Origin of the sequence: Streptomyces sp. HNM0645, from assembly GCF_030056615.1 — a bacterium.
Classification (GTDB): Bacteria; Actinomycetota; Actinomycetes; order Streptomycetales; family Streptomycetaceae; genus Streptomyces; species Streptomyces marianii.
On sequence record NZ_JASHLT010000016.1, the window covers coordinates 111,391 to 135,506 of the forward strand.

The window sequence follows — 24,116 nt, forward strand, 5'->3', positions numbered from 1 at the left end:
CATGACCACCGACACGATCACGAAGGCGACCGCAGCGCCGACCGGTGAGCCGGTCCTCGACGCCCGCGGCGTCACCATGCGGTTCGGCGGCCTGACCGCCGTGCGATCCGTCGACCTCACCGTCAGAAGCGGCGAGATCGTCGGCCTCATCGGCCCCAACGGTGCCGGCAAGACCACGTTCTTCAACTGCCTCACCGGCCTCTACATCCCCACCGAGGGCGAGGTCCGGTACAAGGGCACGATCCTGCCGCCGAAATCCTTCAAGGTGACCGCGGCCGGCATCGCCCGTACGTTCCAGAACATCCGTCTCTTCAGCAACATGACGGTGCTGGAGAACGTCCTCGTCGGCCGGCACACCCGGACCAAGGAGGGCCTCTGGTCGGCCCTGCTGCGCGGCCCCGGGTTCCACAAGGCCGAAGCGGCCTCCCGGGAACGGGCCATGGAACTCCTCGAGTTCGTCGGTCTGGCGGGCAAGGCCGAGCACCTCGCCCGCAACCTGCCCTACGGCGAGCAGCGCAAGCTGGAGATCGCCCGGGCACTCGCGAGCGAGCCCGGACTGCTCCTCCTCGACGAGCCCACCGCCGGCATGAACCCGCAGGAGACCCGGGCCACAGAGGAACTGGTCTTCGCCATCCGTGACATGGGCATCGCGGTCCTCGTCATCGAGCACGACATGCGCTTCATCATGAACCTCTGCGACCGGGTCGCCGTGCTCGTCCAGGGCGAGAAGCTCGTCGAGGGCGACAGCCAGACCGTGCAGAACGACGAGCGCGTCATCGCCGCCTACCTCGGCGAGCCCTTCGAGGGAGCGCCCGGCGAGGAGGAGGCGGCGGAGGTCGCCCAGGCCGAGGCCGCGGCCGGAGTCACCACCACCGAGGCGGAGACCGAGGCCGGGACCGCGCCGGAGACCGAGGCCGCGGTGGCCCCGGACGGCGACGCCGACGAGGCCGACGACACCTCGAACGCCGCCGAGGCGGACGTCACCGGCACCACCGGCGACGCAACCGCCGACCCGGCCGGTGCCGACGAGGACCGGGCCGACGACGCCGGCGACGGCACCGAAGGACCCGACGACGCACCGGCCGCACCCCGGGCCGACGCGCCGGAAGCGGCCGGCGACGGTGACACCGCCCAGGCCTCCGGCACCCGCAAGGAGAACGACTGATGACCGCACTTCTCGAGGTCGAGGACCTGCGCATCGCCTACGGCAAGATCGAGGCCGTCAAGGGCATCTCGTTCAAGGTCGAAGCGGGCGAGGTCGTCACCCTCATCGGCACCAACGGCGCCGGCAAGACCACCACCCTGCGCACGCTCTCCGGGCTCCTCAAGCCCGTCGGCGGACAGATCAAGTTCAACGGCAAGTCGCTGCGCAAGGTACCCGCCCACCAGATCGTCTCGCTCGGACTCGCCCACTCCCCCGAGGGCCGGCACATCTTCCCGCGCATGACGATCGAGGACAACCTCCTCCTCGGCGCCTTCCTCCGCAACGACAAGGAAGGCATCGTCAAGGACGTCCAGCGCGCCTACGACCTCTTCCCCATCCTGGGCGAACGCAGGAAGCAGGCCGCCGGCACGCTCTCCGGCGGTGAGCAGCAGATGCTCGCCATGGGCCGGGCCCTCATGTCCCAGCCGAAACTGCTCATGCTCGACGAGCCCTCCATGGGCCTCTCACCGATCATGATGCAGAAGATCATGGCCACCATCGCCGAACTCAAGGCCCAGGGCACGACCATCCTGCTCGTCGAGCAGAACGCCCAGGCCGCGCTCTCCCTGGCGGACCACGGCCACGTCATGGAGATCGGCAAGATCGTCCTCTCCGGCAGCGGACAGGACCTGCTCCACGACGAGTCCGTCCGCAAGGCCTACCTCGGCGAGGACTGACCCGCACCACCCGGAACACCGAAAGGCCCGCACCCCTCAGGGGGGTGCGGGCCTCCTCCGTCCACGGCCGGCCGGTGCGCGAGCACCGCGACGGACCGCCGCCGGACTACTTCTGGTCGTGGCCGCCCCTGGCCGCCTTCTTCTCCTCGGCGTCCTCGATGACCGCCTCCGCGACCTGCTGCATGGACAGCCGTCGATCCATCGACGTCTTCTGGATCCAGCGGAAGGCGGCCGGCTCGGTCAGCCCGTACTGCGTCTGCAGAATGCTCTTCGCACGGTCCACCAGCTTCCGCGTCTCCAGCCGCTGGGCGAGATCCGCGACCTCCTTCTCCAGCGCCCGCAGCTCCGCGAACCGCGACACCGCCATCTCGATGGCCGGCACCACGTCGCTCTTGCTGAACGGCTTCACCAGATACGCCATCGCCCCGGCGTCCCGCGCACGCTCGACGAGATCGCGCTGGGAGAAGGCCGTCAGCATCAGGACCGGTGCGATCGACTCCTCCGCGATCTTCTCGGCGGCGGAAATGCCGTCGAGCACCGGCATCTTCACGTCCAGGATCACCAGGTCCGGCCGCTGCTCCCGGGCGAGCTCGACGGCTCGCTGCCCGTCCCCGGCCTCCCCGACGACCGTGTAGCCCTCTTCCTCGAGCATCTCTTTCAGGTCGAGGCGGATGAGGGCCTCGTCCTCTGCGATGACGACGCGGGTCGTCAGCGGCGGGACGTGCGACGCGTTGCCGTCGTCGGCGACGGGCTGGGGCGACTCGGGGGCGGTCACGGGAGCTCCTCGTTGCGGGGCCGGTGCTGCACTGGAAAGCCTACCTAGCTGAGGCCCCCGACCTTCACCCGGTACACTCCCACAAGCGGCCTCGCCGGGTTGGCGGAAGTGGCAGACGCTGATGTCTCAAACACATCTGTCCGAAAGGACGTGCGGGTTCGAGTCCCGCACCCGGCACGACAAGCGGATGCTCACGTTCTCGTGAGCATCCGCTTTTTGTCACCCGCCGCGACGAGCCATCGCGCAATGTAGTCACATGAAGCTCCATGGCACGGACGTACCCCTGGCTTCCGGGGGCAGTTCCCGGATGTCGAGGTCGCGGTGCCGTTGCTCCCTGGAGCGCAGTTCGCGCTCGGCGGCGCGCCTGCTGTCACCGGACTCGACGGTGCGGTCGTACTCGGGGCCGAAGCGTTCCCGAAGGTGACGCCGGCGGGCGATCAGCCATGCGCCCACCGCGATCAGGAGCAGGACGACCGCGATCGGGACGATGATGGCGATGAGTGTTCCTGTGGACATCCGGACCTCGGCATGCGTCCGTTGTCGGCGGGGGCCCTTGTGTCGGGGCCTCTTGCGGGGCCGACTGCCCAGGACCTGTCCGCACAAACACGCCGTCGCCCCGGCACGGCCGGGGTCAGGGGCGTGGGGTGTCGGCCTCGCCGATGTGGTGGACGCGTACGAGGTTGGTGGATCCGGCGACGCCGGGCGGGGATCCGGCGGTGATGACGACGGTGTCGCCGCGCTCGCAGCGGCCGATGCGGAGGAGTTCCTCGTCGACCTGGCCGACCATGGCGTCGGTGGAGTCGACGCGGGGGCCGAGGAAGGTCTCAACACCCCAGGTGAGGTTGAGCTGGGAGCGGGTGGCCGGGTCGGGGGTGAAGGCGAGGAGGGGGATGGGCGAGCGGTAGCGGGAGAGGCGCCGGACGGTGTCCCCGGACTGGGTGCAGGCGACGAGGAACTTGGCCCCGAGGAAGTCGCCGATCTCGGCGGCGGCGCGGGCGACGGAACCGCCCTGGGTGCGAGGTTTGTTGCGTTCGGTGAGCGGGGGGAGTCCCTTGGCGAGGATCTCCTGCTCGGCGGCTTCGACGATGCGGCTCATCGTGCGGACGGTTTCGACGGGGTGTTTGCCGACGCTGGTCTCGCCGGAGAGCATGACGGCGTCGGTGCCGTCGATGACGGCGTTGGCGACGTCGGAGGCCTCGGCGCGGGTGGGCCGGGAGTTGTCGATCATCGAGTCGAGCATCTGGGTGGCGACGATGACGGGTTTGGCGTTGCGCCGGGCGAGTTTGATCGCGCGTTTCTGGACGAGGGGCACCTGTTCCAGGGGCATTTCGACGCCGAGGTCTCCGCGGGCGACCATGATGCCGTCGAAGGCGGCGACGATGTCGTCGATGGTGTCGACGGCCTGGGGCTTCTCGATCTTCGCGATGACGGGAAGGCGGCGGCCTTCCTCGTCCATGACGCGGTGGACGTCCTCGATGTCGCGTCCACTGCGGACGAAGGAGAGGGCGATGACGTCGGCGCCGGTTCTGATGGCCCAGCGGAGGTCCTCGACGTCCTTGTCGGAGAGAGCGGGGACGGAGACGGCGACTCCGGGGAGGTTGAGGCCCTTGTGGTCGGAGATCACGCCGCCTTCGACGACGGTGGTGCGGACGCGGGGGCCGTCGACGGCGGTGACTTCGAGCGAGACGCGGCCGTCGTCGACGAGGATGCGCTCTCCGGGGGTGACGTCGGAGGCGAGGCCGGCGTAGGTGGTGCCACAGATGTCGCGGTCCCCCTCGACGGGTTCGACGGTGATGGTGAATGCGTCGCCGCGTTCAAGGAGTACGGGGCCTTCGTGGAAGCGTCCGAGGCGGATCTTCGGGCCTTGAAGGTCAGCGAGGACGCCGACGCTGCGGCCGGACTCGTCGGAGGCCTTGCGGACGTGGCGGTAACGCTCCTCGTGATCGGCGTAGGTGCCGTGGCTGAGGTTGAGGCGGGCGACGTCCATTCCGGCGTCCACGAGTGCCTTGATCTGCTCGTACGAGTCGGTGGAGGGCCCAAGTGTGCAGACGATCTTTGCTCGGCGCATGGCTCGAGCCTATGTCTTACCCGCCGGTAGAGAATTGGTTGTGCGTGACTACTCAACAACCTTTCCATGAAGCCTTGTTGACAAGTATTGAATTGTGCATGGGGGTGCTCCTCTGAGCATTCGGGCACCCGCGGCGGCGTCAGAGTTCCGGTGGCGTCATGGTGAAACGGGCATTGACCTGGGCGTACACCGTCTGCCGCTGGGGTTCGAGATCGAGGGCCGGCGCTTCTTCGCCGGTGGCGCCGGCGAAGGCGGCGGAGCGCAATGCTCCGGTCGCCGGGGGCATGCCCTGGGGGGCCGGGGCCTCGGCGCCGAGGTCGGCGAGTTCGACCAGCGCGGCCAGGCGGGCACCGAGGGCGGCGGCGTACTCGCGGGCCCGCTGGACAGCTGCGAGGACGGCCTGGCGACGGGCCTCGCCGTGAGCCGGGGAGTCGGGGCGCAGGGCCCACCAGGGGCCGTCGACGCGGGTGAGGTCGAGGTCGGCGAGGCGGGTGGTGAGTTCGCCGAGTGCGGTGAAGTCGGCGAGGACGGCGGTGAGGTGGACCCGGCCGTGGTAGGCGCGGACGCGCTCGCCACGGCCGTGCCGGGCCGGTTCCGGGCTGATGGAGAACGCGCCGGTCTCGAGCCTCTCGACGGCATCGCCGTAGGACCTGACGAGTTCGAGGACCTGTCCGTTGCGGCGGGTCAGGTCGTCGAGGGCGCCGCGCCGGTCCGTGCCGCGTGCGCTGACGGTGACGCCGATCGTGGCGATCTCGGGGTCGACCTCCAGACGGGCCTCACCGCGCACCGCGACTCTGGGGATCTCCGGGGTGCCGTAGGGCGCCGGGACGGGCGTCGGCATGTCGCTGTTCATGTGGGCTCCCTCGCTGATCGGTCTCCGGCACTTTCGCACGGGGGCCGCCCTGCGCCAGACTCTACGCGCGTTGTTCCACACGCGTAGTGCCATGGAAGACAGGGGAGATCACATGCCGCTCAATCGCAGGACGTTCCTGGGCCGTTCGGCCGCCGCTGGGGCCGGCGCCGCCATCGCGGGCGGTGCCGCCGTCCCCGCCGCGGCCCACGGCGGCCCGGGGCGGGAGAAGCGGTACTCATTCACCGTGATGGGCACCACCGACCTCCATGGAAACGTCTTCAACTGGGACTACTTCACCGACCGGGAGTTCGACGACAAGGCCCACAACGACGTCGGCCTGGCCAAGATCTCCACCCTCGTCGAGCAGGTGCGCAAGGAGAAGGGGCGGCGCAACACGCTGCTCATCGACGCCGGTGACACGATCCAGGGCACGCAGCTGTCGTACTACTACGCCAAGGTCGACCCGATCACCGCGCGCCGCGGCCCGGTGCACCCCATGGCGCAGGCCATGAACGCCATCGGGTACGACGCCGCCGCGCTCGGCAACCACGAGTTCAACTACGGCATCCCGGTGCTGCGGACGTTCCAGGAGCAGTGCGACTTCCCCCTGCTCGGCGCCAACGCCCTGGACGCGAGGACGCTGCGGCCGGCGTTCCCGCCGTACAGCATGCACCGGCTGCGCACACCGCACGGCCGTGATGTGCGGGTGGCGGTGCTGGGGCTGACGAACCCGGGCATCGCCATCTGGGACAAGGCCAACGTCAGCGGGAGGATGGTGTTCCCCGGCCTGGAGGAGCAGGCGGCGAAGTGGGTGCCGAAGCTGCGCTCGATGGGCGCCGACGTGGTGATCGTGTCGGCGCACTCCGGGTCCAGCGGCACCTCCTCGTACGGGGACCAGCTGCCGTACGTCGAGAACGCGGCGGCGCTGGTGGCCGAGCAGGTCCCGGGGATCGACGCGATCCTCGTGGGTCACGCGCACACCGAGATCGCCGAGTACACCGTCGCCAACCGGCAGACGGGCAGGCCGGTCGTGCTGTCCGAGCCGCTGAAGTGGGGTCAGCGGCTCACCCTCTTCGACTTCGACCTCGTGTGGGAGCGGGGCCGGTGGACGGTGGCGAAGGTGGGGGCGAAGGTCCTGAACTCCAACACGGTTCCGGAGGACCCGCGGATCACGAAGCTGCTGGGGGACGAGCACGCGAAGGTCGTCGCGTACGTCAACCAGGTCATCGGCACCTCGACGGCGGCGATGGCCACGGCGGAGGCGCCGTGGAAGGACGAGCCGATCATCGACCTGATCAACCATGTGCAGGTGGAGACGGTGAAGTCGGCGCTGGCGGGCGGGCAGTGGGCGGCGCTGCCGGTGCTGTCGCAGGCGTCGTGCTTCTCGCGCACGGCGGCGATCCCGTCCGGGCAGGTGACGATCAGGGACGCGGCCGGCCTGTACCCGTTCGAGAACACGCTGGAGGCACGGTTGATGACCGGTGCCCAGCTGAAGGACTATCTGGAGTACTCGGCGCGGTACTACGTGCAGACCCCGGCGGGGGCCCCGGTGGACACGGCGAAGCTGACGAACGCCGACGGCGTTCCGGACTACAACTACGACGCCGTCTCGGGTCTGACGTACGAGATCGACATCGCGAAGCCGGTCGGGTCGCGGATAGTGAACCTTTCGTTCGAGGGCAAGGCACTGGACCCGGCAGCGCAGTTCGTCCTGGCGGTGAACAACTACCGGGCCAGTGGCGGCGGTGCGTTCCCGCACGTCGCCGACGCCCGGCAGCTGTGGTCGAACTCGGACGAGATCCGCAACACGATCATCCAGTGGGTACAGGCGAAGGGCACGGTGGACCCGGCGGCGTTCGCGTCGGTGGGCTGGAAGCTGACCCGTGACGGTGTTCCGGTCTTCTAGTGCCGGGTCAGGCAAGGTTTGCCCGTCAAGGACCGGCGTCCGGTGCACGGGGTCTCCCCCGGCCCTCCGGGCCGGGGGGAAGGATCGCAAGGCGCCGGATCGGCCTCGTAGTGGGCCCACTCGGTTGATTCGGCAACGCCGCGAGTCGCCGTGCCGGGCGTCGCGACGGGGCGAACGTCGCCTGACGCGGCACTCGGACGTGTTCCGGGAGTCCCGACCGGCCGGGAACGTCCGGCACGGACCCGAGGGTGTGTGGTGGGTGTCCCTCCTGGCCCGCGGGCGGAGACGGGGCTACTCCGCAACACGCCCTAGCGGGCCCGGTGCCGTTCCTCGAGCGGTGTGGGCCGGGGCGCCTGGCCGGGAATGCCGGGCGCCTCGCGCCGATCGAGGCCGAAGCTGGTGAAGGCGGTGCGGCGGGGCAACGGGTAGGGCTCCTTGCCCGTGAGGGAGTTCAGGATGGTCGCGCTGCGCCAGGCGGCCAGTCCGAGGTCGGGTGCGCCCACGCCGTGGGTGTGGCGCTCCGCGTTCTGCACGTACACGGAGCCGCTGACCGCCGGGTCGAGCACGAGCCGGAAGTGCTCGTCGATGCGGGGCCTGCCGGAGGCGTCGCGCCGCATGTACGGGTCGAGGCCGACGAGGACCCGGTCGAGGGGGCGCTCGCGGTAGCCGGTGGCGAGGACGACGGCGTCGGTGGTGAGCCGGGAGCGGGTGCCCTGCTGGAGGTGTTCCAGGTGTAGTTCGACCTTGGTGGTGGCGACCCGTCCGGCGGTGCGGACCCGTACGCCCGGGGTGAGGACGGCGTCGGGCCAGCCGGCGCGCAGGGCGCGCCGGTACAGCTCGTCGTGGATGGCGCCGATGGTGCCGGTGTCGATGCCCTTGTGGAGCTGCCACTGCCGGGGGACGAGGTCGTCCCGCACGGTCTCCGGCAGGGCGTGGAAGTAGCGGGTGTAGTCGGGCGTGAAGTGCTCCAGGCCGAGCTTGGAGTACTCCATGGGCGCGAACGCCTCGGTGCGGGCCAGCCAGTGGACCCGCTCGGAGCCGGCGGGGCGGGCGCGCAGCACGTCGAGGAAGACCTCGGCGCCTGACTGGCCGGAGCCGATGACAGTGATGTGCCCTGCGGCGAGGAGGTGTTCGCGGTGCTCGAGGTAGTCGGCGGAGTGGATCACGGTGACGCCGGGGGCGTCGGCGAGGGGTTGCAGCGGTTCGGGCACGTGCGGCTCGGTGCCGATGCCGACGACGATGTGGCGGGCGTGGGCGCGGCCCAGTGACTCGGCTCCCCCGTGCAGGTCGAGCTGGGTGAAGTCGACCTCGAACAGGGAGCGTTCCGGGTTCCAGCGGACGGCGTCGACCTGGTGCCCGAAGTGGAGGCCGGGCAGCCGGTCGCTGACCCAGCGGCAGTAGGCGTCGTACTCGGCGCGCTCGATGTGGAACCGCTCGGCGAAGTAGAAGGGGAAGAGCCGGTCGCGGTCCTTGAGGTAGCGGAGGAACGACCAGGGGCTGGCGGGGTCGGCGAGGGTGACGAGGTCGGCGAGGAACGGCACCTGGAGGGTGCTGCCGTCGATGAGCAGTCCGGCGTGCCAGCGGAACGCGGGGCGCTGGTCGTAGAAGGCGGTGGTGAGGCCGCCCGCGGCGTCCCCGGCCCGTAGCCCGTGAGCGAGGGCGGCGAGGGAGAGGTTGAAGGGCCCGATGCCGATGCCCACGAGGTCGTGGGGCCGGTCGGTCGGGGGGGCGCCGGGGGCGGACGTGCCGGTCATCGGGTGCTGCTGCCTTCCACGAGTGCGATGAGGGTGTCGAGGTCGTGCGCGGTGGTGTGGGGATTGAGCAGGGTGGCCTTGAGCCAGAGCCTGCCGTCCGCGTGGGCGCGGCCGAGGACGGCGCGGCCGTCGTGCAGGAGCCGGCGGCGGAGCTCGGCGACGGCGGCGTCGCTCGCGCCGCGGGGCCGGAAGAGGACCGTGGTCAGCACGGGCCGGCGGTGGAGTTCCAGGGCCGGGTGCTTCTCGATCAGGTCGGCGCACTCCCGGGCGGCGGCGCAGGTGCGGTCGACGAGGTCCGCGAGGCCGTCGCGGCCGAGGGCCCGGAGGGTGACCGCGATCTTGAGGATGTCGGGGCGGCGGGTGGTCCGCAGGGAGCGGCCGAGGAGGTCGGGCAGGCCCGCCTCGGTGTCGTCGTCCGGGTTGAGGTAGTCGGCGGTGTGGGCGAGCGGGGCGAGCCGGGTGCCGTCGGGGACGGCGAGGATGCCGGCGGCGACCGGTTGCCAGCCCAGTTTGTGGAGATCGAGTGTGACGGAGTGGGCGCGGTCGAGGCCGCGCAGCAGCGTCCGGTGGCGGGGGCTGAACAGCAGCGGGCCGCCGTAGGCCGCGTCGACGTGCAGTTCGGCGCCGTGCTGTGCGCAGAGGTCGGCGATGGCGGGGAGCGGGTCGACGAGTCCCGCGTCGGTGGTGCCCGCGGTGGCGGCGACGAGCACGGGGCCCCGGGGCAGGGCGGTGAGCGCGGCGTCGAGAGCGGCGAGGTCGGTGGTGCCGTCCGGGGCGGGGACGGTGACGGGCTCGGGGAGCCCGAGGAGCCAGGCGGATCGGCGCACCGAGTGGTGGGTGCCGGCGCCGCAGACGATCCGGACCGGTCCGTGGTGCTCGCGGGCGAGGAGGACGGCGAGCTGGTTGGCCTCGGTGCCTCCGGTGGTGACGAGGGCGTCGGGGCGCGCGGCCCGCGGGTACACCTCGGCGGCGAGGGCGCGGGTCACCTCGGTCTCCAGAGCGGAGGCGGCGGGCGCCTGGTCCCATGAGTCCAGGGACGGGTTGAGCGCGGACGCGGCCAGGTCGGCGGCGACGGCGAGCGCGAGGGGCGAGGTGTGGAGGTGGGCGGCGCAACGGGGGTCGGCGGGGTCGGCGGCGCCGTAGGCGACGGCCTCGACGAGGCTGCGGAGCGCTTCCTCGGCGCCGCGGCCGTGGTCGGGGATCACGGGGGCGACGGTCTCCGCCACTGCCCTGCCCAGGGGTTCGGGCCCGCCGGGCGGCAGCGGCCCGTTCCGCGCGACGGCGCCCGCGCGGAGCGCGTCCAGCACCACGCCGAGGAGGGGCCGCAGCGCGTCGGGCCCTTCGGTCCCGCCGGCGAGCGGCGGGATTCCGCCACCGGGGCCGGGGCTCGACGTCAGGCGCGGCGGCGTCGTCATGCGGGGTCCTTAGGGGACGTCGGCGTTGGCCCTGCGGGGCGCGGACGGGCCTCCCGCCAGGGTGTACGGGGTCGGGGTGGGCTGCCCGCACAGCTCAACGATCAGAACCCGAAAGCGGTACGCGTCTTCTGCCGTGGGGCGTTGGGCCGGCACCCTGTGCCCGCCGGGGCCCGTGCTCGTCGTGCGACGGTTTCCGGGCGGGGCGCCGGGGTGTCGGGCGGTGCGGGACGGTTTCGCGCCGGGCGGGTACGGGACGGTTCGGTGCGGGCGCGAGGCACCGCGCCACGGTCCGGGCGGGTGCGGGACCGATCCCGCGACGACGCAGTCACGGTCGCACCGCGCGGCTTCCGCACGGGCGCCGCCGCGAGGAGGTCCCGGTTCCCCGCGACGGAGTCACCGCCGCGCGCACCGGTGCGAAGCGCCCCGGTTCAGTGCGGGCGCGAGGCACCGCGCCACGGGGCGGCCCGTCGCCGGGGCGGGGCGCGGCTTCACGGTGCCCGCGGGCGGTTCCCGCGCGGGGGCGTAGCGGCGCCCCCTCCACGCGCCGTGCACCCGCGGCGCCCGCCTACGCGTCGTGCCCGCGCACCCCCAGCGCCCGGCGCAGGTCGTCCAGTTGGTCCACCAGCTTGCGCCGGAGCAGCGGGATCATCGTCGTGTCGCGCAGGCACTCCTCGCCGAGGCGCAGCGTCTGCGCGTCCACGGCATGGAGGGGGAAGGCGTAGCGCCCGGCCGCTTCCGCGATCGCGGGCCCGCGCCGGTCCGCGAGGGCGACGGCCGCCGGGAAGAAGCGCGGCACGTACACGCTGACGAGTTCGGCCTGTTCGGCCTGCCAGAAGCCCTGCGCGGTCGCGGCGAAGACGTAGTTGGACAGGTCGTCGGTGTCGAACAGCCGGGACCACGCGGCCGCCTTCGCCTCCTGGGTGGGCAGCGCGGCACGGCAGCGGGCCGCACCCTCCTGCCCGGTGGCGCTGGGGTCGCGTTCGAGTTCCGCCGCGATCTCGGCCTCGTCGGTGGCGCCGAGGACGGCGAGTCGGCCGAGGACGCGCCAGCGCAGCTCGGCGTCGAGGGCGGGGCCGCCGGGCACGCTGCCGTCGGCCAGCCAGTCGTGCAGTCCGTTGGGGTGCGCGGCGGCATCGATGAAGTGGCGTACGGCGGTGAGGCGGAGGTCGGGGTGGCTGCCGTCCTCGGTGCGGCGGATGAGGTCGCGGGTGAGGCCGGTGAGCAGGGCGAGCGCGGCGGGGCGGTCCCCGGGCGTGAGGTAGCGGTCGGCGATCTGGGCCCGGGCGAACGCGAGGACGCCCTGGACGACGGCGAGGTCGTGCTCGTGCGGGAGGTGGGCGCGGGCGGTCTCCAGGTATGCGGCGGGTTCGAGCCGGCCGTCGCGGACCATGTCGCGGAGGCTGTTCCAGACGACGGCGCGGGTGAGCGCGTCGGGGATGCCGGAGAGGCCGCGCAGGGCCGGCTCCTCGGACGCGGAGTCGAGGCGGATCTTGGCATAGGTGAGGTCGCCGTCGTTGAGGACGACGAGGTCGGGGCGGCGGCCGGTGCGGACGGTGCCGTTCTCGGCCTGGGGCACGTCGGTCTCGAAGCGTTCGCGCAGGACGAGCGCGCGGCCGTCGACGGGGTCGCGGTCGTAGGCGCCGACGGCGATGCGGTGCGGCCGGCTTCCGTCCTGGTCGATGTCGAGGCTCCAGGTGCCGGTGCCCGCGGTGATCCGTGGCGTGAGGGTGTCGACGCCGGTGGTGCGCAGCCAGGCGGCGGCCCAGGTGTGCACGTCGCGGTCGGTGGCCTCGGCGAGGGAGTCGATGAAGTCGGCGAGGGTGGCGTTGCCGAAGCGGTGGCGCGCGAAGTGGATGTTGATCCCGGCGAGGAAGTCCTTCTCGCCGAGCCAGGCGACCAGCTGGCGGAGCGCGGAGGCACCCTTGGCGTAGGAGATGCCGTCGAAGTTGAGCAGCGCGGAGGCGGTGTCGGGGACCCTGTCCGGGTCGGGGGCGACGGGATGGGTGGAGGGGCGCTGGTCGGCGTCGTATCCCCAGGACTTGCGGCCGATGGCGAAGTCGGTCCAGGTGTCGGTGAAGCGGGTGGCCTCGGTGAGGGTCTGGTAACCCATGTACTCGGCGAAGGACTCGTTCAGCCAGATGTCGTCCCACCAGCGGAGGGTGACGAGGTCGCCGAACCACATGTGGGCCATCTCGTGGGCGATGACCATGGCACGGGTCTGGCGTTCGGTGTCGGTGACGGCGGAACGGTAGACGAACTCGTCGCGGAAGGTGACGAGTCCGGGGTTCTCCATGGCGCCGGCGTTGAACTCGGGTACGAAGGCCTGGTCGTAGGAGTCGAAGGGGTAGGGCTCCTCGAACTTCTCGTGGTAGCGGTCGTAGCACTGCCGCGTGATGTCGAGGATCTCGTCTGCGTCCTCGTCCAGGTGGCGGGCGAGGGAGCGGCGGCAGTGGACGCCGAAGGGCAGTCCCCGGTGCTCGGTGCGTACTGAGTGCCAGGGTCCGGCGGCGACGGCGACGAGGTAGGTGGAGATACGGGGGGTGGGGGCGGCGGTCCAGCGGCCGTCGCCGTGGTCGGTGGTGACGCCGTTGGCGAGGACGGTCCAGCCCTCGGGGGCGGTCACCGACAGTTCGAAGACCGCCTTGAGGTCGGGCTGGTCGAAGGCGGCGAAGACACGCTGCACGTCGTCGAGGAAGAGCTGGGTGTAGACGTACGTCTCGCCGTCGGCGGGGTCGGTGAAACGGTGCATGCCCTCGCCCGTGCGGGAGTAGCGCATGGTGGCGTCGATGCGCAGCTCGTGCTCTCCCTCGGTGAGCCCGGTGAGCGGGAGCCGGTTGTCGACGAGCCTCTCCGGGTCGAGGTGCTGTCCGTCGAGGGTCGCCGAGCGCAGGGTCGCGGGCTTGAGCTCGACGAAGGTGTCGCCGGCGGCGCGGGCGGTGAACCCGATGACGGTGCGTGAAGCGAAGGTCTCGCCGGTGGTGAGGTCGAGTTCGACCGAGTAGCGGCGGACGTCCAGGAGCCGGGCTCGGGTCTGCGCTTCGTCATGCGTGAGTACGGGCATGGGGCCATGCTGCCCGATGGCCCCGGTCCCGTACACGGGGGTATGTGTGTTGATCAGCCATTGCCGGTGGCGGCGCCGGGGGTGTCGGCGATCTGTTCGTGGTGGCGGATGACCTCGGCGATGATGAAGTTCAGGAGCTTCTCGGCGAAGCCGGGGTCGAGCTTGGCGCTCTCGGCGAGCCGGCGCAGCCGGGCGATCTGGCGGGCCTCGCGGGCCGGGTCGGCGGGCGGGAGATCGTGTTCGGCCTTGAGGTGGCCGACCTGCTGGGTGCACTTGAAGCGCTCGGCGAGCATGTGGACGACGGCCGCGTCGATGTTGTCGATGCTTTCGCGCAGCCTGGTGAGCTCGGCCAGGACGGAGTCGTCGGTGCCGCTCGTCTCGCTGGTGGTCATGGAGTGGGAGCTTACGTCGGCCGGGGGGTGATGGTCGGGGGGTGTTCGGGATCCGGGACGCGGTCGCTCCGGCCACCGGGGACGCTCCGGCCCTGCCGTCGCGGAAGCGCGTCGCAGCGGTGCCGGCAGGGCGAGCGAACGGCCGGGAGAAGCATGCGGGGTCGTCGTGGCCCGTCGGGACGGGTGCCGGGGCCCGGCGGAGGCGGAGGCGGGACGCGGCAGCCGAGGGGGGCTTGCCCGGGCTGTACCGGTCGCGGAGGTGGCTTCCCCGGGGGACGCGGCGCTGGAACTTCCTTGCTCGACAAGGGGATTCGGCTTGGTCCACGGCCTCCCCCGGGGCCGGTACCGGTCGGCGGCGCCGTGGGAGACGCCGTTCGCGCCCGGCCCGGTGCGAGGTGACCGGCGAGGTGTGGATGCCGGAGCGGAGACGCGGCGGGGAGGACGTGCGCCGGCGGTGACGGCGACGGCTTCCCCGCCGCGCCCTCAGGTCAGTGCGCGGCCGGTGCGGCGCGAGGGGCGCCCGGCCGGGTTACAGCGTCGCCGCGGCGGACTTGATCGCGGAGGCGAAGGTGGAGACCTCGGTGTAGACGCCGGGGTAGTCGGGGCGGGCGCAGCCCTGGCCCCAGCTGACGATGCCGACCTGGATCCACGCGCCGGCGTTGTCGCGGCGGAACATGGGTCCGCCGGAGTCTCCCTGGCAGGTGTCGACGCCGCCCTGGCTGAAGCCCGCGCAGATCTCCTCGTTGGCGATCAGGCTCGGGTAGGACTGCCGGCACGAGGCGTCGGAGACGAAGGGGACCTGCGCCTTGAGCAGGTAGCGCTGCTGCGGGCCGCCCTCGCGTGCCGCGCCCCAGCCGGCGACGGTGAAGGTGCCGTCGTTGTACGCGGCCGACTCGGCGATCTTCAGCGTCGGCAGGTTGATCGGCTGGGCGAGCTTGATCAGCGCCCAGTCCTTGCCGTCGCCGTTGTAGCCGGGGGCCCGGAGGACCTTGGTGGACCGGACCTTGATGGCGCTGGAGCTGCGGAGGTCCACGACACCGGCGGTGGCGGTGATGCTGGTGTTGTTGCCGGAGGATCCGACGCAGTGGGCGGCGGTGAGGACGATCTGCTGGGTGAGCAGGGAGCCGCCGCAGCCCATGGAGAGCCGGACCATGAAGGGGAACTCGCCCTGGGCGGCGCGGGTTCCGCCGACGACGGGCGGGGTGGCGGCGGAGGCGGAGGCGGGCTGGAGGCTGACGGCCGCGAGGACGACGGCACCGACGACCGCGCATCTCTTGAGGGCGCGAACGAGCTTGTTCAAGGTCTGCCTTCTTTCGTGGGGGGGGGGTGACGCGTGCGCACAGGCGGGCCCGTGCCATGGGTAGTGACATGAGCCCGTCAAAGCGTGTGTACGAATTATGTGGAGCGTCACAGGAGCCCTACAAGAAGTACTTTTCGGCCAGACGAGACCCCTCGACGGCACCGCGGGCAACCGTCGAGACGCCGTCGCGCGCCGTAGAGTCGGGAGGGTCCGGACATCCTCCCGGCCGGTGGCGGACCGGCCTCGGACAGCACCCACAGGGGGCGGGCGTGGCGAACGGCAGCGAGGTCGTGCACGGCTTCCCGCACCTCGACACGGTGCGGGCGGCGATCACTGCGCTGCACAAGCGGCTCTCGTACGACGGCGTGCGCGCCTACGCGGGCAGCGTCCCGCCGGCCGACGTCGCCTTCGCCGACGACGACGACCTCCATCTGGGGGCCCAGCGGGTGGCCCACGCGCTGGTCCGTCAACTGCGGCTGCCGGAGGCCCGGATGATCGTGAGTTTCCGGGAGATGCACCACGCCGCGAGCGTGGAACTCACCGCGGGCCCCGAGTACTTCATCGAACTGAACGACCGGTTCCGCCGCCACCGCCGCGACATCGGCGCGGCCCTCGCGCACGAGATCACACACGTGCTGCTGCACCGGCTCGGGCTGGAGTTCCACGGGACCCGGGACAACGAGATCCTCACCGACACGGTGGCGACCTATCTCGGGGCGGGCTGGCTACTGCTCGACGCCTACCGCGAGGACGAGGTATCCAGCCAGAAACTGGGCTATCTGACCCCGGAGGAGTTCGGTTACGTGCTCGCCAAACGCGCACTGGTCTTCGACGAGGACCCGTCGGTCTGGTTCACCAGCCCGCAGGGGTACACCGCGTACACCAAGGGCCGCGACCGGGCGCTGCGCGACGGCCGGCAGCCCCCGCTCTCGGCGGCCGGGTGGAACGGGCGTCGCCGCTACGCCAAGGACCGGCGGTACGCCGCGGACCATCCGGGACCGGACCGTCCCGGGCACGGCTCGCCGTACGCCTTCGAGCACGCGCCGGGCGGCGGGCTGCGGGTCTCGTTCCCCTGCCCCACCTGCCACCAGCGGATCCGGGTGCCGGTGCGGGGCCGGGTGCGGGCGCGGTGCGGGCTGTGCCGGACGATTCTCGAATGCGACACCTGAGGGAGCTTCCGTAGGGTTCTGGTATGGGCACCAAGGAGACCGAGGACACCGGCAGACCGGTCCTGGATCCGGCCGAAGCGCTCGATCCGGCCGAAGCTCTCTTCGAGGGGCTGTACGGGGGCGACGACGACGCGGTGGTGCGGGCGCTGCGGGCCGGGGCGCCGGCCGAGGCCACGGACGAGGACGGGCAGACCGCCCTGTACGTGGCCACGGCCCAGGACCGGCCGGTCATGGTGCGTCTGCTGCTGGCGGCGGGGCCGACCCGGACCGGGCGAGCGGTGCCGACGCGGCGGAGCTGCCGCTGTGCGGGGCCGCCGTGTGGGGCCGCACGGAGGTGATGCGGGCACTGCTGGCTGCGGGGGCCCACCCCGATCTCCAGGAGGGTGCCGGCGGCGTCCGCGCCCTGACCTGGGCCTGCCGCCAGGGCCGTGCGGAGGCCGTGGAACTGCTGCTGGCGAACGGAGCGGACCCGGACCTGCCGGGCCCGGGCGAGGAGCCCCCGCTGGTCACGGCAGCCCGGCGCGGCTCGCCTTCGAGCGTCCGGGCTCTGCTGCGGCACGGTGCGGGGGCGAAAAGGGACGCGCTCACGGAGGCCCGGCGCTGGCTCGACGTCGACGTCGAGGACGAACTGCGCCGGACCCTGACCGAGCGGCACCGAGAGGAACACGGGGACGGCTGCGCGACCTTCGTGGGGGCTCTCGCGCGGCGGGTGGAGGAGGACGGCGGGGTGACCGTCGTGGTCGAGCTGCACCACGACGGAGGCGGGATCACGGGTGCCGAGCAGCAGACCGGACACGCGGCCGTGGCGACGCTCCTCGAGGAGGACCTGGGACTGCGCACCCCGGCCGGCACCCTGGCCGAGCGCGCCCTGCGCGGCGGGGACCCGGACCGGGACGACTGGACCGAGGCCGTGGCGGTGCTCCAGCGCCGCGGCGACGAGGACACCTTCCGCGCGGCGACCGCGTGGTGCGGGACGGAGGATCCGCTGCGGCAGATGTTCGCGGCCGACGTACTGGCGGGGCTCGCGGACGACGGGATGCCGGCGAGGGCCGTGCCGCTGCTGCGGGAGCTGTCGCGGGAGGCCCGCGACCCCGAGGTGATCCGGGCGGCGGTGGCGGCGCTCGGGCAGCAGGCCGACCCGGCCGGCGTGACGGAGATCCTCCGGCACTCCGGGCACCCGGATCCCGAGGTGCGCTTCGGGGTGGCCGTGGCGCTGCACGGGCTGCTGCCGGCGGACCGCGCGGACGGGGTGGAGGCGGTCATCACGCTCACCCGGGACCCGGACGACGGGGTCAGGGACTGGGCGACGACGGTCCTGGCCGATCTGGAGGAGGACACCCCCGCGATTCGGGACGCCCTCGCGGCCCGCCTCGACGACGCCGTGCCCGACATCGGCGCGGAGGCGGCACGCGGGCTGGCGATGCGTCAGGACACCAGGGCCGCAGGGGCGTTGGCCCGCATCCTGGAGAACGAGGACCCGGACGGATACGCGTACTCCACCGCGGACCAGGCCGTGGAGTACGTGGAGGACGAACGGGTGCGGCGGCGCCTGGAGGCGACGGTACCCAGATCGCGGTGACGGGCGGGCGCCGGTGACGGGGGGTGTTGGTCCGGTGCGGTCCCGGGCGGCGCCTCCCGGGCCGGGTACGACACTGCCGGTCGCGCCGGCGGCGGCCGGGCCCGCCGGCCGGGACCGCGGCCGCGACGACCCCGGGAACGGAGCCATCGCAACCCCGGGCGAGGACCGCGCGCGGGGCCCGGGCGGGTGGCGGGCCGCCTCATCACGACGCGCCGAGCCGGGCCGCCTCATCACGACGCGCCGGGCCCGCCACGGGCCCACGACACCAAGGCCGGCCCGACCGGCGGCCTCACCCCTCCACGCCGAGCGGCAGGCGACGGGCCACGGGCGGCGGTCGCCCCGTCGCGAGCACCCGCGCCGGCACCCGTGACCGCGCCCCGCCATCACCGGCCCCGGCCGGCACCCGGGGCCGGGCCGTCGGGGCCTGCTACCGCGCCCCGTACACCGGCTGCGGCGGCGTCCCCTCCACGAGGAGTCTCAGTGCCGCCTCCCCCGCCTCCGCGGGGGTCCAGCGGGCGCCGCGGTCGGCCGTGGGGCCCCGCCGCCAGCCCTCCATGACCGTGATCCGGCCCGCCTCCGCCTCGAAGACCCGGCCGGTCACGCCCGCGGACGACGTCGAGCCCAGCCACACCACCAGCGGCGAGACGTTCTCCGGCGCCATCGTGTCGAAGGCTCCGGGGTCCTCCGGCGCCGCCATCGCCTCGGCGAAGGTCCGCTCCGTCATGCGCGTCCGCGCGGCCGGGGCGATGGCGTTGACCTGGACGCCGTAGCGCGACAGTTCCGCCGCCGCGACGAGGGTCAGACCCACGATGCCGGCCTTGGCCGCGCTGTAGCCGCCCTGGCCGACCGAGCCCAGCAGGCCGGCTCCGCTGGAGGTGTTGACGACGCGGGCCGAGGGCTCGCGCCCCGCCCGGGTCTCGGCCCGCCAGTGGGCCGCCGCGTGCTTCAGGGGCAGGAAGTGGCCCTTCAGATGGACCCGCACCACGGCGTCCCAGTCGTCCTCGTCGAGGTTGACCAGCATCCGGTCGCGCAGGAAGCCGGCGTTGTTGACGAGCGTGTCGAGCCGCCCGAAGGAGCCGAGCGCCGTCGCCACCAGCGAGGCGGCGCCCTCGGCCGAGGCCACGTCGCCCGAGTGGGGCACCGCCTCCCCGCCCCGCGCGCGGATCTCCTCGACGACCCGGCCGGCCGGGCTGTCCCCGACGAACGTGCCGTCCGGCCCGACGCCCAGGTCGTTGACCACGACCCGCGCGCCCTCCGCCGCGAACGCCAGCGCGTGTGCGCGTCCCAGCCCCCGGCCCGCACCCGTCACGGCCACCACCCGGTCGCGGCAGATCCCGGCAACTGCGTTCATCTCAGCCCTCCTTGTCGTCGGCGGCCCTCGTGGGGGCGCCGGCGGTCCTGCCCACGGCGCCGCCTGCACCGGGCCCTTCGCCGTCCACACCGGACCGGTCGCGGTCCACCCCGGCCCTGGCGCCGTCCACCACCGCCTCACCGGCCGCCGCGGGCCCGCCGCCCGGCCCGCCCCCGCTGACCGTCGCGCCCCCGTTGACCGTCGCTGCGTCGAGGAACGCGGGGCGCTCCCCTCCTCCGTGGACCAGCAGCGACGCCCCGCTGATGTACGCCGCCCGTGGGGACGCGAGGAACACGGCCGCGTCGCCGATCTCGTCCGGCTCGGCGAGCCGGCCCAGCGGTACCGTGCGGCCCACCGCCGCGACCCCCTGCTCGTCGCCGTAGTGCAGGTGCGACAGTTCCGTGCGGACCATTCCGGGCACGACCGTGTTCACCCGGACCTCCGGCGCCCACTCCACCGCCATGGACCGGGCGAGGCTCTCCAGCCCCGCCTTGGCCGCTCCGTAGGCGGCTGTCCCGGGTGACGGCCGGGTCGCGCTCACACTGCCGACCATCACCACGCACCCGCGTGCGGCGCGCAGCAGTCCGTGCGCGGCGAGCGAGACCGTCAGCGGTGCCACCAGGTTCAGTTCCAGCACCCGCGCGTGCCGCTCCGGGCCGCCGTCCCGCAGCAGCCGGTACGGCGCCCCGCCGACGTTGTTGACCAGGACGTCGAGCCGGCCGTGGCGGCGGGCGACCTCGGCGAGGAAGTCGTCGACGGCCGCGGGGTCCCGCAGGTCGACGGGCACGAACCGGGCCGTGCGTCCTGCGGAGGCGACGGGTGCACCGGGTGGTCTGCGGGCGCAGACGACGACGTCCGCCCCGGCCGCCAGGAACGCCCTCGCGATGCCCGCGCCGACACCGCGCGTTCCGCCGGTGACGACCGCGACCCTCCCGTCCAGCTCCATCGGCTGCTACCTTCCTGACGAGCAGTCACCTAACAAACGTTTGGTGGAAAGGTAGCTGATCCGCTGATGGGTGTCTCCACCGCAAGCCCGGAGAAGGGCGTTCGCGTCGTGACGGTCGACTTCCCGCCCGTCAACGCCCTGCCCGTCCACGGCTGGTACGCACTCGCCGACTCCGTGCGCCGCGCCGGCCGGGACCCGGAGGTCCGCTGTGTGGTCCTGGCCGCCGAGGGCCGCGGGTTCAACGCGGGCGTCGACATCAAGGAGTTGCAGCGCGACGCCGGGCACGACGCCCTGATCGGCGCCAACCGGGGCTGCCACGAGGCCTTCGGGGCCGTCTACGAGTGCGAGGTCCCCGTCGTCGCCGCCGTGCACGGCTTCTGTCTGGGCGGCGGGATCGGACTCGTCGGGAACGCCGACGCCGTCGTGGCCTCCGACGACGCCGCCTTCGGGCTGCCGGAGCTGGACCGGGGCGCGCTCGGGGCGGCCACGCACCTCGCCCGGCTCGTCCCCCAGCACCTGATGCGCACCCTGTACTACACCTCGCGCACCGTGACGGCCGCCGAACTGCAGGCCCACGGATCGGTCTGGCGGGTCGTCCCCCGCGACGGGCTCCGTGCCGCGGCCCTGGGGCTGGCGCGCGAGATCGCCGCCAAGGACGGCCGCCTCATCCGGCTCGCCAAGGCCGCCATCAACGGCATCGACCCCGTGGACGTGCACCGCAGCTACCGGTACGAGCAGGGCTTCACCTTCGAGGCGAACCTCTCCGGGACCGCGGGCCGCGTCCGGGACACCTTCGGCAAGGAGGCCTGACCCATGGCGGACAAGACGATGACCGCCGACGACGTCGCGGGACGGCTGCGCAGCGGCATGACCCTGGGCATCGGCGGCTGGGGCTCGCGCCGCAAACCGATGGCCCTGGTCCGGGCGCTGCTGCGGTCCGGGGTCACCGGTCTGACCGTCGTCTCCTACGGCGGCCCGGACGTGGGGATGCTGTGTGCGGCGGGGCGGGTGCGCAGGCTCGTCGCGCCGTTCGCGACGCTCGACTCCGTACCGCTGGAGCCCCACTTCCGGGCGGCCCGCGAGGCGGGGACGATCGCGATGACGGAGCTGGACGAGGCGATGTTCATGTGGGGACTGCACGCCGCGGCCAACCGGCTCCCCTTCATGCCCGTGCGGGCCGGCCTCGGTTCGGACGTCATGCGGGTCAACCCGGAGCTGTGCACGATCCGTTCGCCGTACGGCGACGGCGAGGAGTTCGTCGCGGTCCCGGCACTGCGCCTGGACGCCGCCCTGGTCCACCTCAATCGTGCCGACCGGCTCGGCAACGGCCAGTACCTGGGCCCCGACCCCTACTTCGACGACCTCTTCTGCGAGGCGGCCGACGAGGCGTACGTCTCGTGCGAGCGGCTGGTGGAGACGGCCGAGCTGACCAAGGACGCCGCCCCGCAGACCCTGCTCGTCGGAAGGCACACCGTCACGGGCGTCGTCGAGGCCCCGGACGGGGCGCACTTCACGTCCTGCGCCCCTGACCACGCCCGTGACGAGTCCTTCCAGAAGCTGTACGCGACCACGCCGTGGCCGGAGTTCGCCGAGCGCTTCCTGTCGGGTCCCGACGAGCACGCCTACCGGTCCGCCGTGCGGACCTGGCACGAGGAGCAGCGGTGACCGTCACAGAGGCCCGTGTCCCCCCGCCGTCCCGGTCCGAGTACTGCGTGATCGCCTGCGCCGAGGCGTGGCGCGGCGACGGCGAGGTACTGGCGAGCCCCATGGGGCTGATCCCCTCCCTCGGCGCCCGGCTCGCCCGGCGCACCTTCTCCCCCGACCTTCTGCTCACCGACGGCGAGGCGCTGCTCGTCGGTCCGGACGGGGAGGTGGAGGGCTGGCTTCCGTACCGCCGCCATCTCACGGTGGTCACCGGCGGCAAGCGGCACGTCATGATGGGCGCGAGCCAGCTCGACCGGTACGGCAACCAGAACATCTCCTGCATCGGCGACTGGTCCCGGCCGGCGCGCCAGCTCCTCGGGGTGCGCGGGGCACCGGTGAACACCCTCAACAACCCGGTCAGTTACTGGGTCCCCCGGCACTCGAGCCGGGTCTTCGTCGAGAAGGTCGACATGGTCAGCGGCGTCGGGTACGACCGCGCGGGCGGGGCGCGCTTCCACCGGATCCCTCGCGTCGTCACGAACCTGGGGGTCTTCGACTTCGAGACGCCGGACCGGTCGATGCGGCTCGCCTCCCTGCATCCGGGCGTCACCCTGGAGGAGGTCCGGGAGGCGACCGGCTTCCCACTCGCCGTCTCCGGCGGCGGCTCCGTCCCGTGCACCCGCGAACCCACCGCCGAGGAGCTGCGGCTCGTCCGCGAGGTGCTCGATCCGGACGGCCGGCGCGACCGTGAGATCGGCGCCCGATGAGGACGGCGCTCACCGAGCTCACCGGAGTGCGGCACCCCATCGTCCAGACCGGCATGGGCTGGGTCGCGGGACCTCGGCTGGTCTCGGCGGCCGCGAACGCCGGCGCCCTGGGCGTCCTGGCCTCCGCGACGATGACGCCGGCCCGGCTGCGGCAGGCGGTCCGCGAGGTGAAGGCCCGCACGGTGGCGCCGTTCGGGGTCAACCTGCGGGCCGATGCGGGGGACGCCCGGGAACGGGTGCGGATCGTCGTGGACGAGGGCGTACGGGTGGCGTCGTTCGCGCTGGCCCCGTCCCGGGAGCTGATCGCGGAGCTCAAGGACGCGGGCGTGGTCGTGATCCCGTCGGTCGGCGCGCGGCGCCACGCCGAGAAGGTCGCGGCCTGGGGTGCCGACGCCGTGATCGTGCAGGGCGGCGAGGGCGGCGGGCACACCGGCGACGTGGCGACGACCGTGCTGCTGCCGCAGGTGGTGGACGCCGTGGGCATCCCGGTCGTCGCGGCGGGCGGTTTCCACGACGGGCGCGGTCTGGTGGCGGCGCTCGCGTACGGGGCCGCGGGTATCGCCATGGGCACGCGTTTCCTGCTCACGTCCGACTCGACGGTGCCGGACGCGGTGAAGGCCCGTTATCTGGCGGCGTCCGTCAGGGACGTCACGGTCACCACCGCCGTCGACGGCCTGCCGCACCGTATGCTCCGCTCCGACCTCGTCGAGACCCTGGAACGTTCCGGTCGCACCCGCGCCCTGCTGCACGCGCTGCGCAGGGCGGCGGGCTTCCGGAAGCTCTCCGGGCTGTCCTGGCCGGATATGGTCCGCGACGGCCTCGCGCTGCGGCACGGCAAGGACCTCTCCTGGAGCCAGGTCCTGCTCGCCGCCAACACCCCGATGCTGCTGCGGGCGGCGATGGTCGAAGGCCGTACCGATCTCGGTGTGATGGCGTCCGGCCAGGTCGCGGGCGTGATCGGCGACCTGCCGAGCTGCGCGGAGCTGGTCGGCCGGGTGATGGCGGAGGCGGAGGGGGTGCTGCGGGGGCTGCGGACCGTGGACTGAACCGCTCCTACCGGCCCCGGGCGGCGGCGCCGCGGCCTCGGGCCGGGACCGCGGGGCGGGTGCCCCGTGGTCCCGGTCACGGCATCAGCGGGCCGCGGCGCTGCTGCCCCTGGACCCGCCCTGCGGCCGGCCCGCGGTGCGTCCGCGCTTCTGCCCCGCGCCGCCCCCGGCACGTCCGGCACCGGTGCGTCCGGATTCGCCGCGCCCGG

At 73.0% G+C, this 24,116-nt stretch carries 20 protein-coding genes, 1 tRNA gene and 1 pseudogene; 11 read left to right on the plus strand and 11 right to left on the minus strand.

Going from position 1 to position 24,116, the window contains the following annotated elements:
- The first annotated feature begins 1 nt into the window (after window position 1).
- Together QMZ92_RS13910 and QMZ92_RS13915 are read left to right on the plus strand one after the other, a co-directional pair.
- Complete coding sequence (locus QMZ92_RS13910) at window positions 2-1,165, plus strand: ABC transporter ATP-binding protein (RefSeq protein ID WP_283297684.1); 1,164 nt, start codon at window positions 2-4, stop codon at window positions 1,163-1,165.
- On the plus strand, window positions 1,165-1,881 hold the full coding sequence (locus QMZ92_RS13915) for an ABC transporter ATP-binding protein (protein ID WP_283297685.1): 717 nt from the start codon (window positions 1,165-1,167) through the stop codon (window positions 1,879-1,881). Before QMZ92_RS13910 ends, QMZ92_RS13915 begins: the two co-directional genes overlap by 1 nt.
- Window positions 1,882-1,987: 106 nt before the next feature.
- Here the strand turns inward: QMZ92_RS13915 and QMZ92_RS13920 are convergent, their stop codons facing one another.
- Window positions 1,988-2,656 carry an ANTAR domain-containing response regulator gene (locus QMZ92_RS13920; RefSeq protein ID WP_283297686.1) on the minus strand — a complete coding sequence of 223 codons (669 nt, stop codon included), beginning with the start codon at window positions 2,654-2,656 and terminating at the stop codon, window positions 1,988-1,990.
- A gap of 93 nt (window positions 2,657-2,749) precedes the next feature.
- On the opposite strand from QMZ92_RS13920, the gene QMZ92_RS13925 reads away from it, so the two are divergent.
- Window positions 2,750-2,833: transfer RNA gene (locus QMZ92_RS13925), tRNA-Leu, on the plus strand.
- A gap of 105 nt (window positions 2,834-2,938) precedes the next feature.
- On the opposite strand, the pseudogene QMZ92_RS13930 reads toward QMZ92_RS13925, so the two are convergent.
- From QMZ92_RS13930 to QMZ92_RS13940, 3 genes and pseudogenes are all read right to left on the minus strand, one after another.
- Window positions 2,939-3,172, minus strand: a pseudogene (locus tag QMZ92_RS13930) (hypothetical protein); the annotation flags it as partial.
- A gap of 115 nt (window positions 3,173-3,287) precedes the next feature.
- Entirely contained in the window at window positions 3,288-4,724 is a 1,437-nt protein-coding gene (gene pyk, locus QMZ92_RS13935) for a pyruvate kinase (RefSeq protein ID WP_283297687.1), read from the minus strand.
- Between the two features lie 139 nt (window positions 4,725-4,863).
- Window positions 4,864-5,577, minus strand: coding sequence for an SIMPL domain-containing protein (locus QMZ92_RS13940; protein WP_283297688.1), 714 nt, complete (start codon window positions 5,575-5,577; stop codon window positions 4,864-4,866).
- A 112-nt stretch (window positions 5,578-5,689) separates the two neighbouring features.
- Between QMZ92_RS13940 and QMZ92_RS13945 the strand changes: the two genes are divergently transcribed.
- Window positions 5,690-7,483, plus strand: a complete 1,794-nt coding sequence (locus tag QMZ92_RS13945) for a bifunctional metallophosphatase/5'-nucleotidase (RefSeq protein ID WP_283297689.1) — start codon at window positions 5,690-5,692, stop codon at window positions 7,481-7,483.
- A 308-nt stretch (window positions 7,484-7,791) separates the two neighbouring features.
- Here QMZ92_RS13945 and QMZ92_RS13950 read toward each other — a convergent pair whose 3' ends face one another.
- The 5 genes from QMZ92_RS13950 to QMZ92_RS13970 all read right to left on the minus strand — a co-directional run bounded on the left by QMZ92_RS13950 (window position 7,792) and on the right by QMZ92_RS13970 (window position 15,405).
- Window positions 7,792-9,237, minus strand: a complete 1,446-nt coding sequence (locus QMZ92_RS13950; protein ID WP_283297690.1) for a lysine N(6)-hydroxylase/L-ornithine N(5)-oxygenase family protein — start codon at window positions 9,235-9,237, stop codon at window positions 7,792-7,794.
- Window positions 9,234-10,652 (minus strand): pyridoxal phosphate-dependent decarboxylase family protein, encoded by a 1,419-nt coding sequence (locus QMZ92_RS13955; RefSeq protein WP_283297691.1) that lies wholly within the window; start codon window positions 10,650-10,652, stop codon window positions 9,234-9,236. The genes QMZ92_RS13950 and QMZ92_RS13955 overlap by 4 nt, the downstream gene beginning before the upstream one ends.
- Window positions 10,653-11,217: 565 nt before the next feature.
- Window positions 11,218-13,713, minus strand: coding sequence for an aminopeptidase N (pepN, locus tag QMZ92_RS13960; protein ID WP_283297692.1), 2,496 nt, complete (start codon window positions 13,711-13,713; stop codon window positions 11,218-11,220).
- 53 nt (window positions 13,714-13,766) lie between these two features.
- Window positions 13,767-14,105, minus strand: coding sequence for a chorismate mutase (locus tag QMZ92_RS13965; RefSeq protein WP_283297693.1), 339 nt, complete (start codon window positions 14,103-14,105; stop codon window positions 13,767-13,769).
- 529 nt (window positions 14,106-14,634) lie between these two features.
- Window positions 14,635-15,405, minus strand: coding sequence for a S1 family peptidase (locus tag QMZ92_RS13970; protein WP_283297694.1), 771 nt, complete (start codon window positions 15,403-15,405; stop codon window positions 14,635-14,637).
- Window positions 15,406-15,674: 269 nt separating this feature from the next.
- On the opposite strand from QMZ92_RS13970, the gene QMZ92_RS13975 reads away from it, so the two are divergent.
- The 3 genes from QMZ92_RS13975 to QMZ92_RS13985 are packed head-to-tail and all read left to right on the plus strand — an operon-like array spanning window position 15,675 to window position 18,153.
- Entirely contained in the window at window positions 15,675-16,574 is a 900-nt protein-coding gene (locus tag QMZ92_RS13975; RefSeq protein WP_283297695.1) for a hypothetical protein, read from the plus strand.
- 23 nt (window positions 16,575-16,597) lie between these two features.
- The gene (locus QMZ92_RS13980) at window positions 16,598-16,912 is read left to right on the plus strand and encodes a hypothetical protein (RefSeq protein ID WP_283297696.1); all 315 of its coding nucleotides are present in this window, start codon (window positions 16,598-16,600) and stop codon (window positions 16,910-16,912) included.
- The gene (locus tag QMZ92_RS13985; protein ID WP_283297697.1) at window positions 16,912-18,153 is read left to right on the plus strand and encodes an ankyrin repeat domain-containing protein; all 1,242 of its coding nucleotides are present in this window, start codon (window positions 16,912-16,914) and stop codon (window positions 18,151-18,153) included. The genes QMZ92_RS13980 and QMZ92_RS13985 overlap by 1 nt, the downstream gene beginning before the upstream one ends.
- 427 nt (window positions 18,154-18,580) lie before the next feature.
- On the opposite strand, the gene QMZ92_RS13990 is transcribed toward QMZ92_RS13985, so the two are convergent.
- Window positions 18,581-19,504, minus strand: coding sequence for an SDR family oxidoreductase (locus QMZ92_RS13990; protein WP_283297698.1), 924 nt, complete (start codon window positions 19,502-19,504; stop codon window positions 18,581-18,583).
- Between the two features lies 1 nt (window position 19,505).
- The gene (locus QMZ92_RS13995; protein ID WP_283297699.1) at window positions 19,506-20,450 is read right to left on the minus strand and encodes an SDR family oxidoreductase; all 945 of its coding nucleotides are present in this window, start codon (window positions 20,448-20,450) and stop codon (window positions 19,506-19,508) included.
- Between the two features lie 66 nt (window positions 20,451-20,516).
- On the opposite strand from QMZ92_RS13995, the gene QMZ92_RS14000 reads away from it, so the two are divergent.
- From QMZ92_RS14000 to QMZ92_RS14015, 4 genes are read left to right on the plus strand one after another with little or no spacing between them, the layout of a single operon-like run.
- Window positions 20,517-21,260 (plus strand): enoyl-CoA hydratase family protein, encoded by a 744-nt coding sequence (locus QMZ92_RS14000; protein WP_283297700.1) that lies wholly within the window; start codon window positions 20,517-20,519, stop codon window positions 21,258-21,260.
- Window positions 21,261-21,263: 3 nt separating this feature from the next.
- On the plus strand, window positions 21,264-22,115 hold the full coding sequence (locus QMZ92_RS14005; protein ID WP_283297701.1) for a CoA transferase subunit A: 852 nt from the start codon (window positions 21,264-21,266) through the stop codon (window positions 22,113-22,115).
- On the plus strand, window positions 22,112-22,861 hold the full coding sequence (locus QMZ92_RS14010) for a CoA-transferase subunit beta (protein ID WP_283297702.1): 750 nt from the start codon (window positions 22,112-22,114) through the stop codon (window positions 22,859-22,861). The genes QMZ92_RS14005 and QMZ92_RS14010 overlap by 4 nt, the downstream gene beginning before the upstream one ends.
- Window positions 22,858-23,907: an NAD(P)H-dependent flavin oxidoreductase gene (locus QMZ92_RS14015; RefSeq protein WP_283297703.1), complete on the plus strand. Its 1,050-nt coding sequence runs from the start codon at window positions 22,858-22,860 to the stop codon at window positions 23,905-23,907. Before QMZ92_RS14010 ends, QMZ92_RS14015 begins: the two co-directional genes overlap by 4 nt.
- The last annotated feature ends 209 nt before the right edge of the window (window positions 23,908-24,116 follow it).

Excerpts from the sequence above, each read along its gene's own strand:
- QMZ92_RS13990 (WP_283297698.1), bottom strand. The coding sequence starts at position 19,504 with ATGAACGCAGTTGCCGGGATCTGCCGCGACCGGGTGGTGGCCGTGACG.
- QMZ92_RS13910 (WP_283297684.1), top strand. The coding sequence starts at position 2 with ATGACCACCGACACGATCACGAAGGCGACCGCAGCGCCGACCGGTGAG.
- QMZ92_RS13945 (WP_283297689.1), top strand. The coding sequence starts at position 5,690 with ATGCCGCTCAATCGCAGGACGTTCCTGGGCCGTTCGGCCGCCGCTGGG.
- QMZ92_RS14005 (WP_283297701.1), top strand. The coding sequence starts at position 21,264 with ATGGCGGACAAGACGATGACCGCCGACGACGTCGCGGGACGGCTGCGC.
- QMZ92_RS13955 (WP_283297691.1), bottom strand. The coding sequence starts at position 10,652 with ATGACGACGCCGCCGCGCCTGACGTCGAGCCCCGGCCCCGGTGGCGGA.
- QMZ92_RS13940 (WP_283297688.1), bottom strand. The coding sequence starts at position 5,577 with ATGAACAGCGACATGCCGACGCCCGTCCCGGCGCCCTACGGCACCCCG.
- QMZ92_RS13950 (WP_283297690.1), bottom strand. The coding sequence starts at position 9,237 with ATGACCGGCACGTCCGCCCCCGGCGCCCCCCCGACCGACCGGCCCCAC.
- QMZ92_RS13995 (WP_283297699.1), bottom strand. The coding sequence starts at position 20,450 with ATGGAGCTGGACGGGAGGGTCGCGGTCGTCACCGGCGGAACGCGCGGT.
- QMZ92_RS14000 (WP_283297700.1), top strand. The coding sequence starts at position 20,517 with ATGGGTGTCTCCACCGCAAGCCCGGAGAAGGGCGTTCGCGTCGTGACG.
- QMZ92_RS13915 (WP_283297685.1), top strand. The coding sequence starts at position 1,165 with ATGACCGCACTTCTCGAGGTCGAGGACCTGCGCATCGCCTACGGCAAG.
- QMZ92_RS13965 (WP_283297693.1), bottom strand. The coding sequence starts at position 14,105 with ATGACCACCAGCGAGACGAGCGGCACCGACGACTCCGTCCTGGCCGAG.
- QMZ92_RS13980 (WP_283297696.1), top strand. The coding sequence starts at position 16,598 with ATGGGCACCAAGGAGACCGAGGACACCGGCAGACCGGTCCTGGATCCG.
- QMZ92_RS13985 (WP_283297697.1), top strand. The coding sequence starts at position 16,912 with ATGCGGGCACTGCTGGCTGCGGGGGCCCACCCCGATCTCCAGGAGGGT.
- pyk (WP_283297687.1), bottom strand. The coding sequence starts at position 4,724 with ATGCGCCGAGCAAAGATCGTCTGCACACTTGGGCCCTCCACCGACTCG.
- pepN (WP_283297692.1), bottom strand. The coding sequence starts at position 13,713 with ATGCCCGTACTCACGCATGACGAAGCGCAGACCCGAGCCCGGCTCCTG.
- QMZ92_RS14015 (WP_283297703.1), top strand. The coding sequence starts at position 22,858 with ATGAGGACGGCGCTCACCGAGCTCACCGGAGTGCGGCACCCCATCGTC.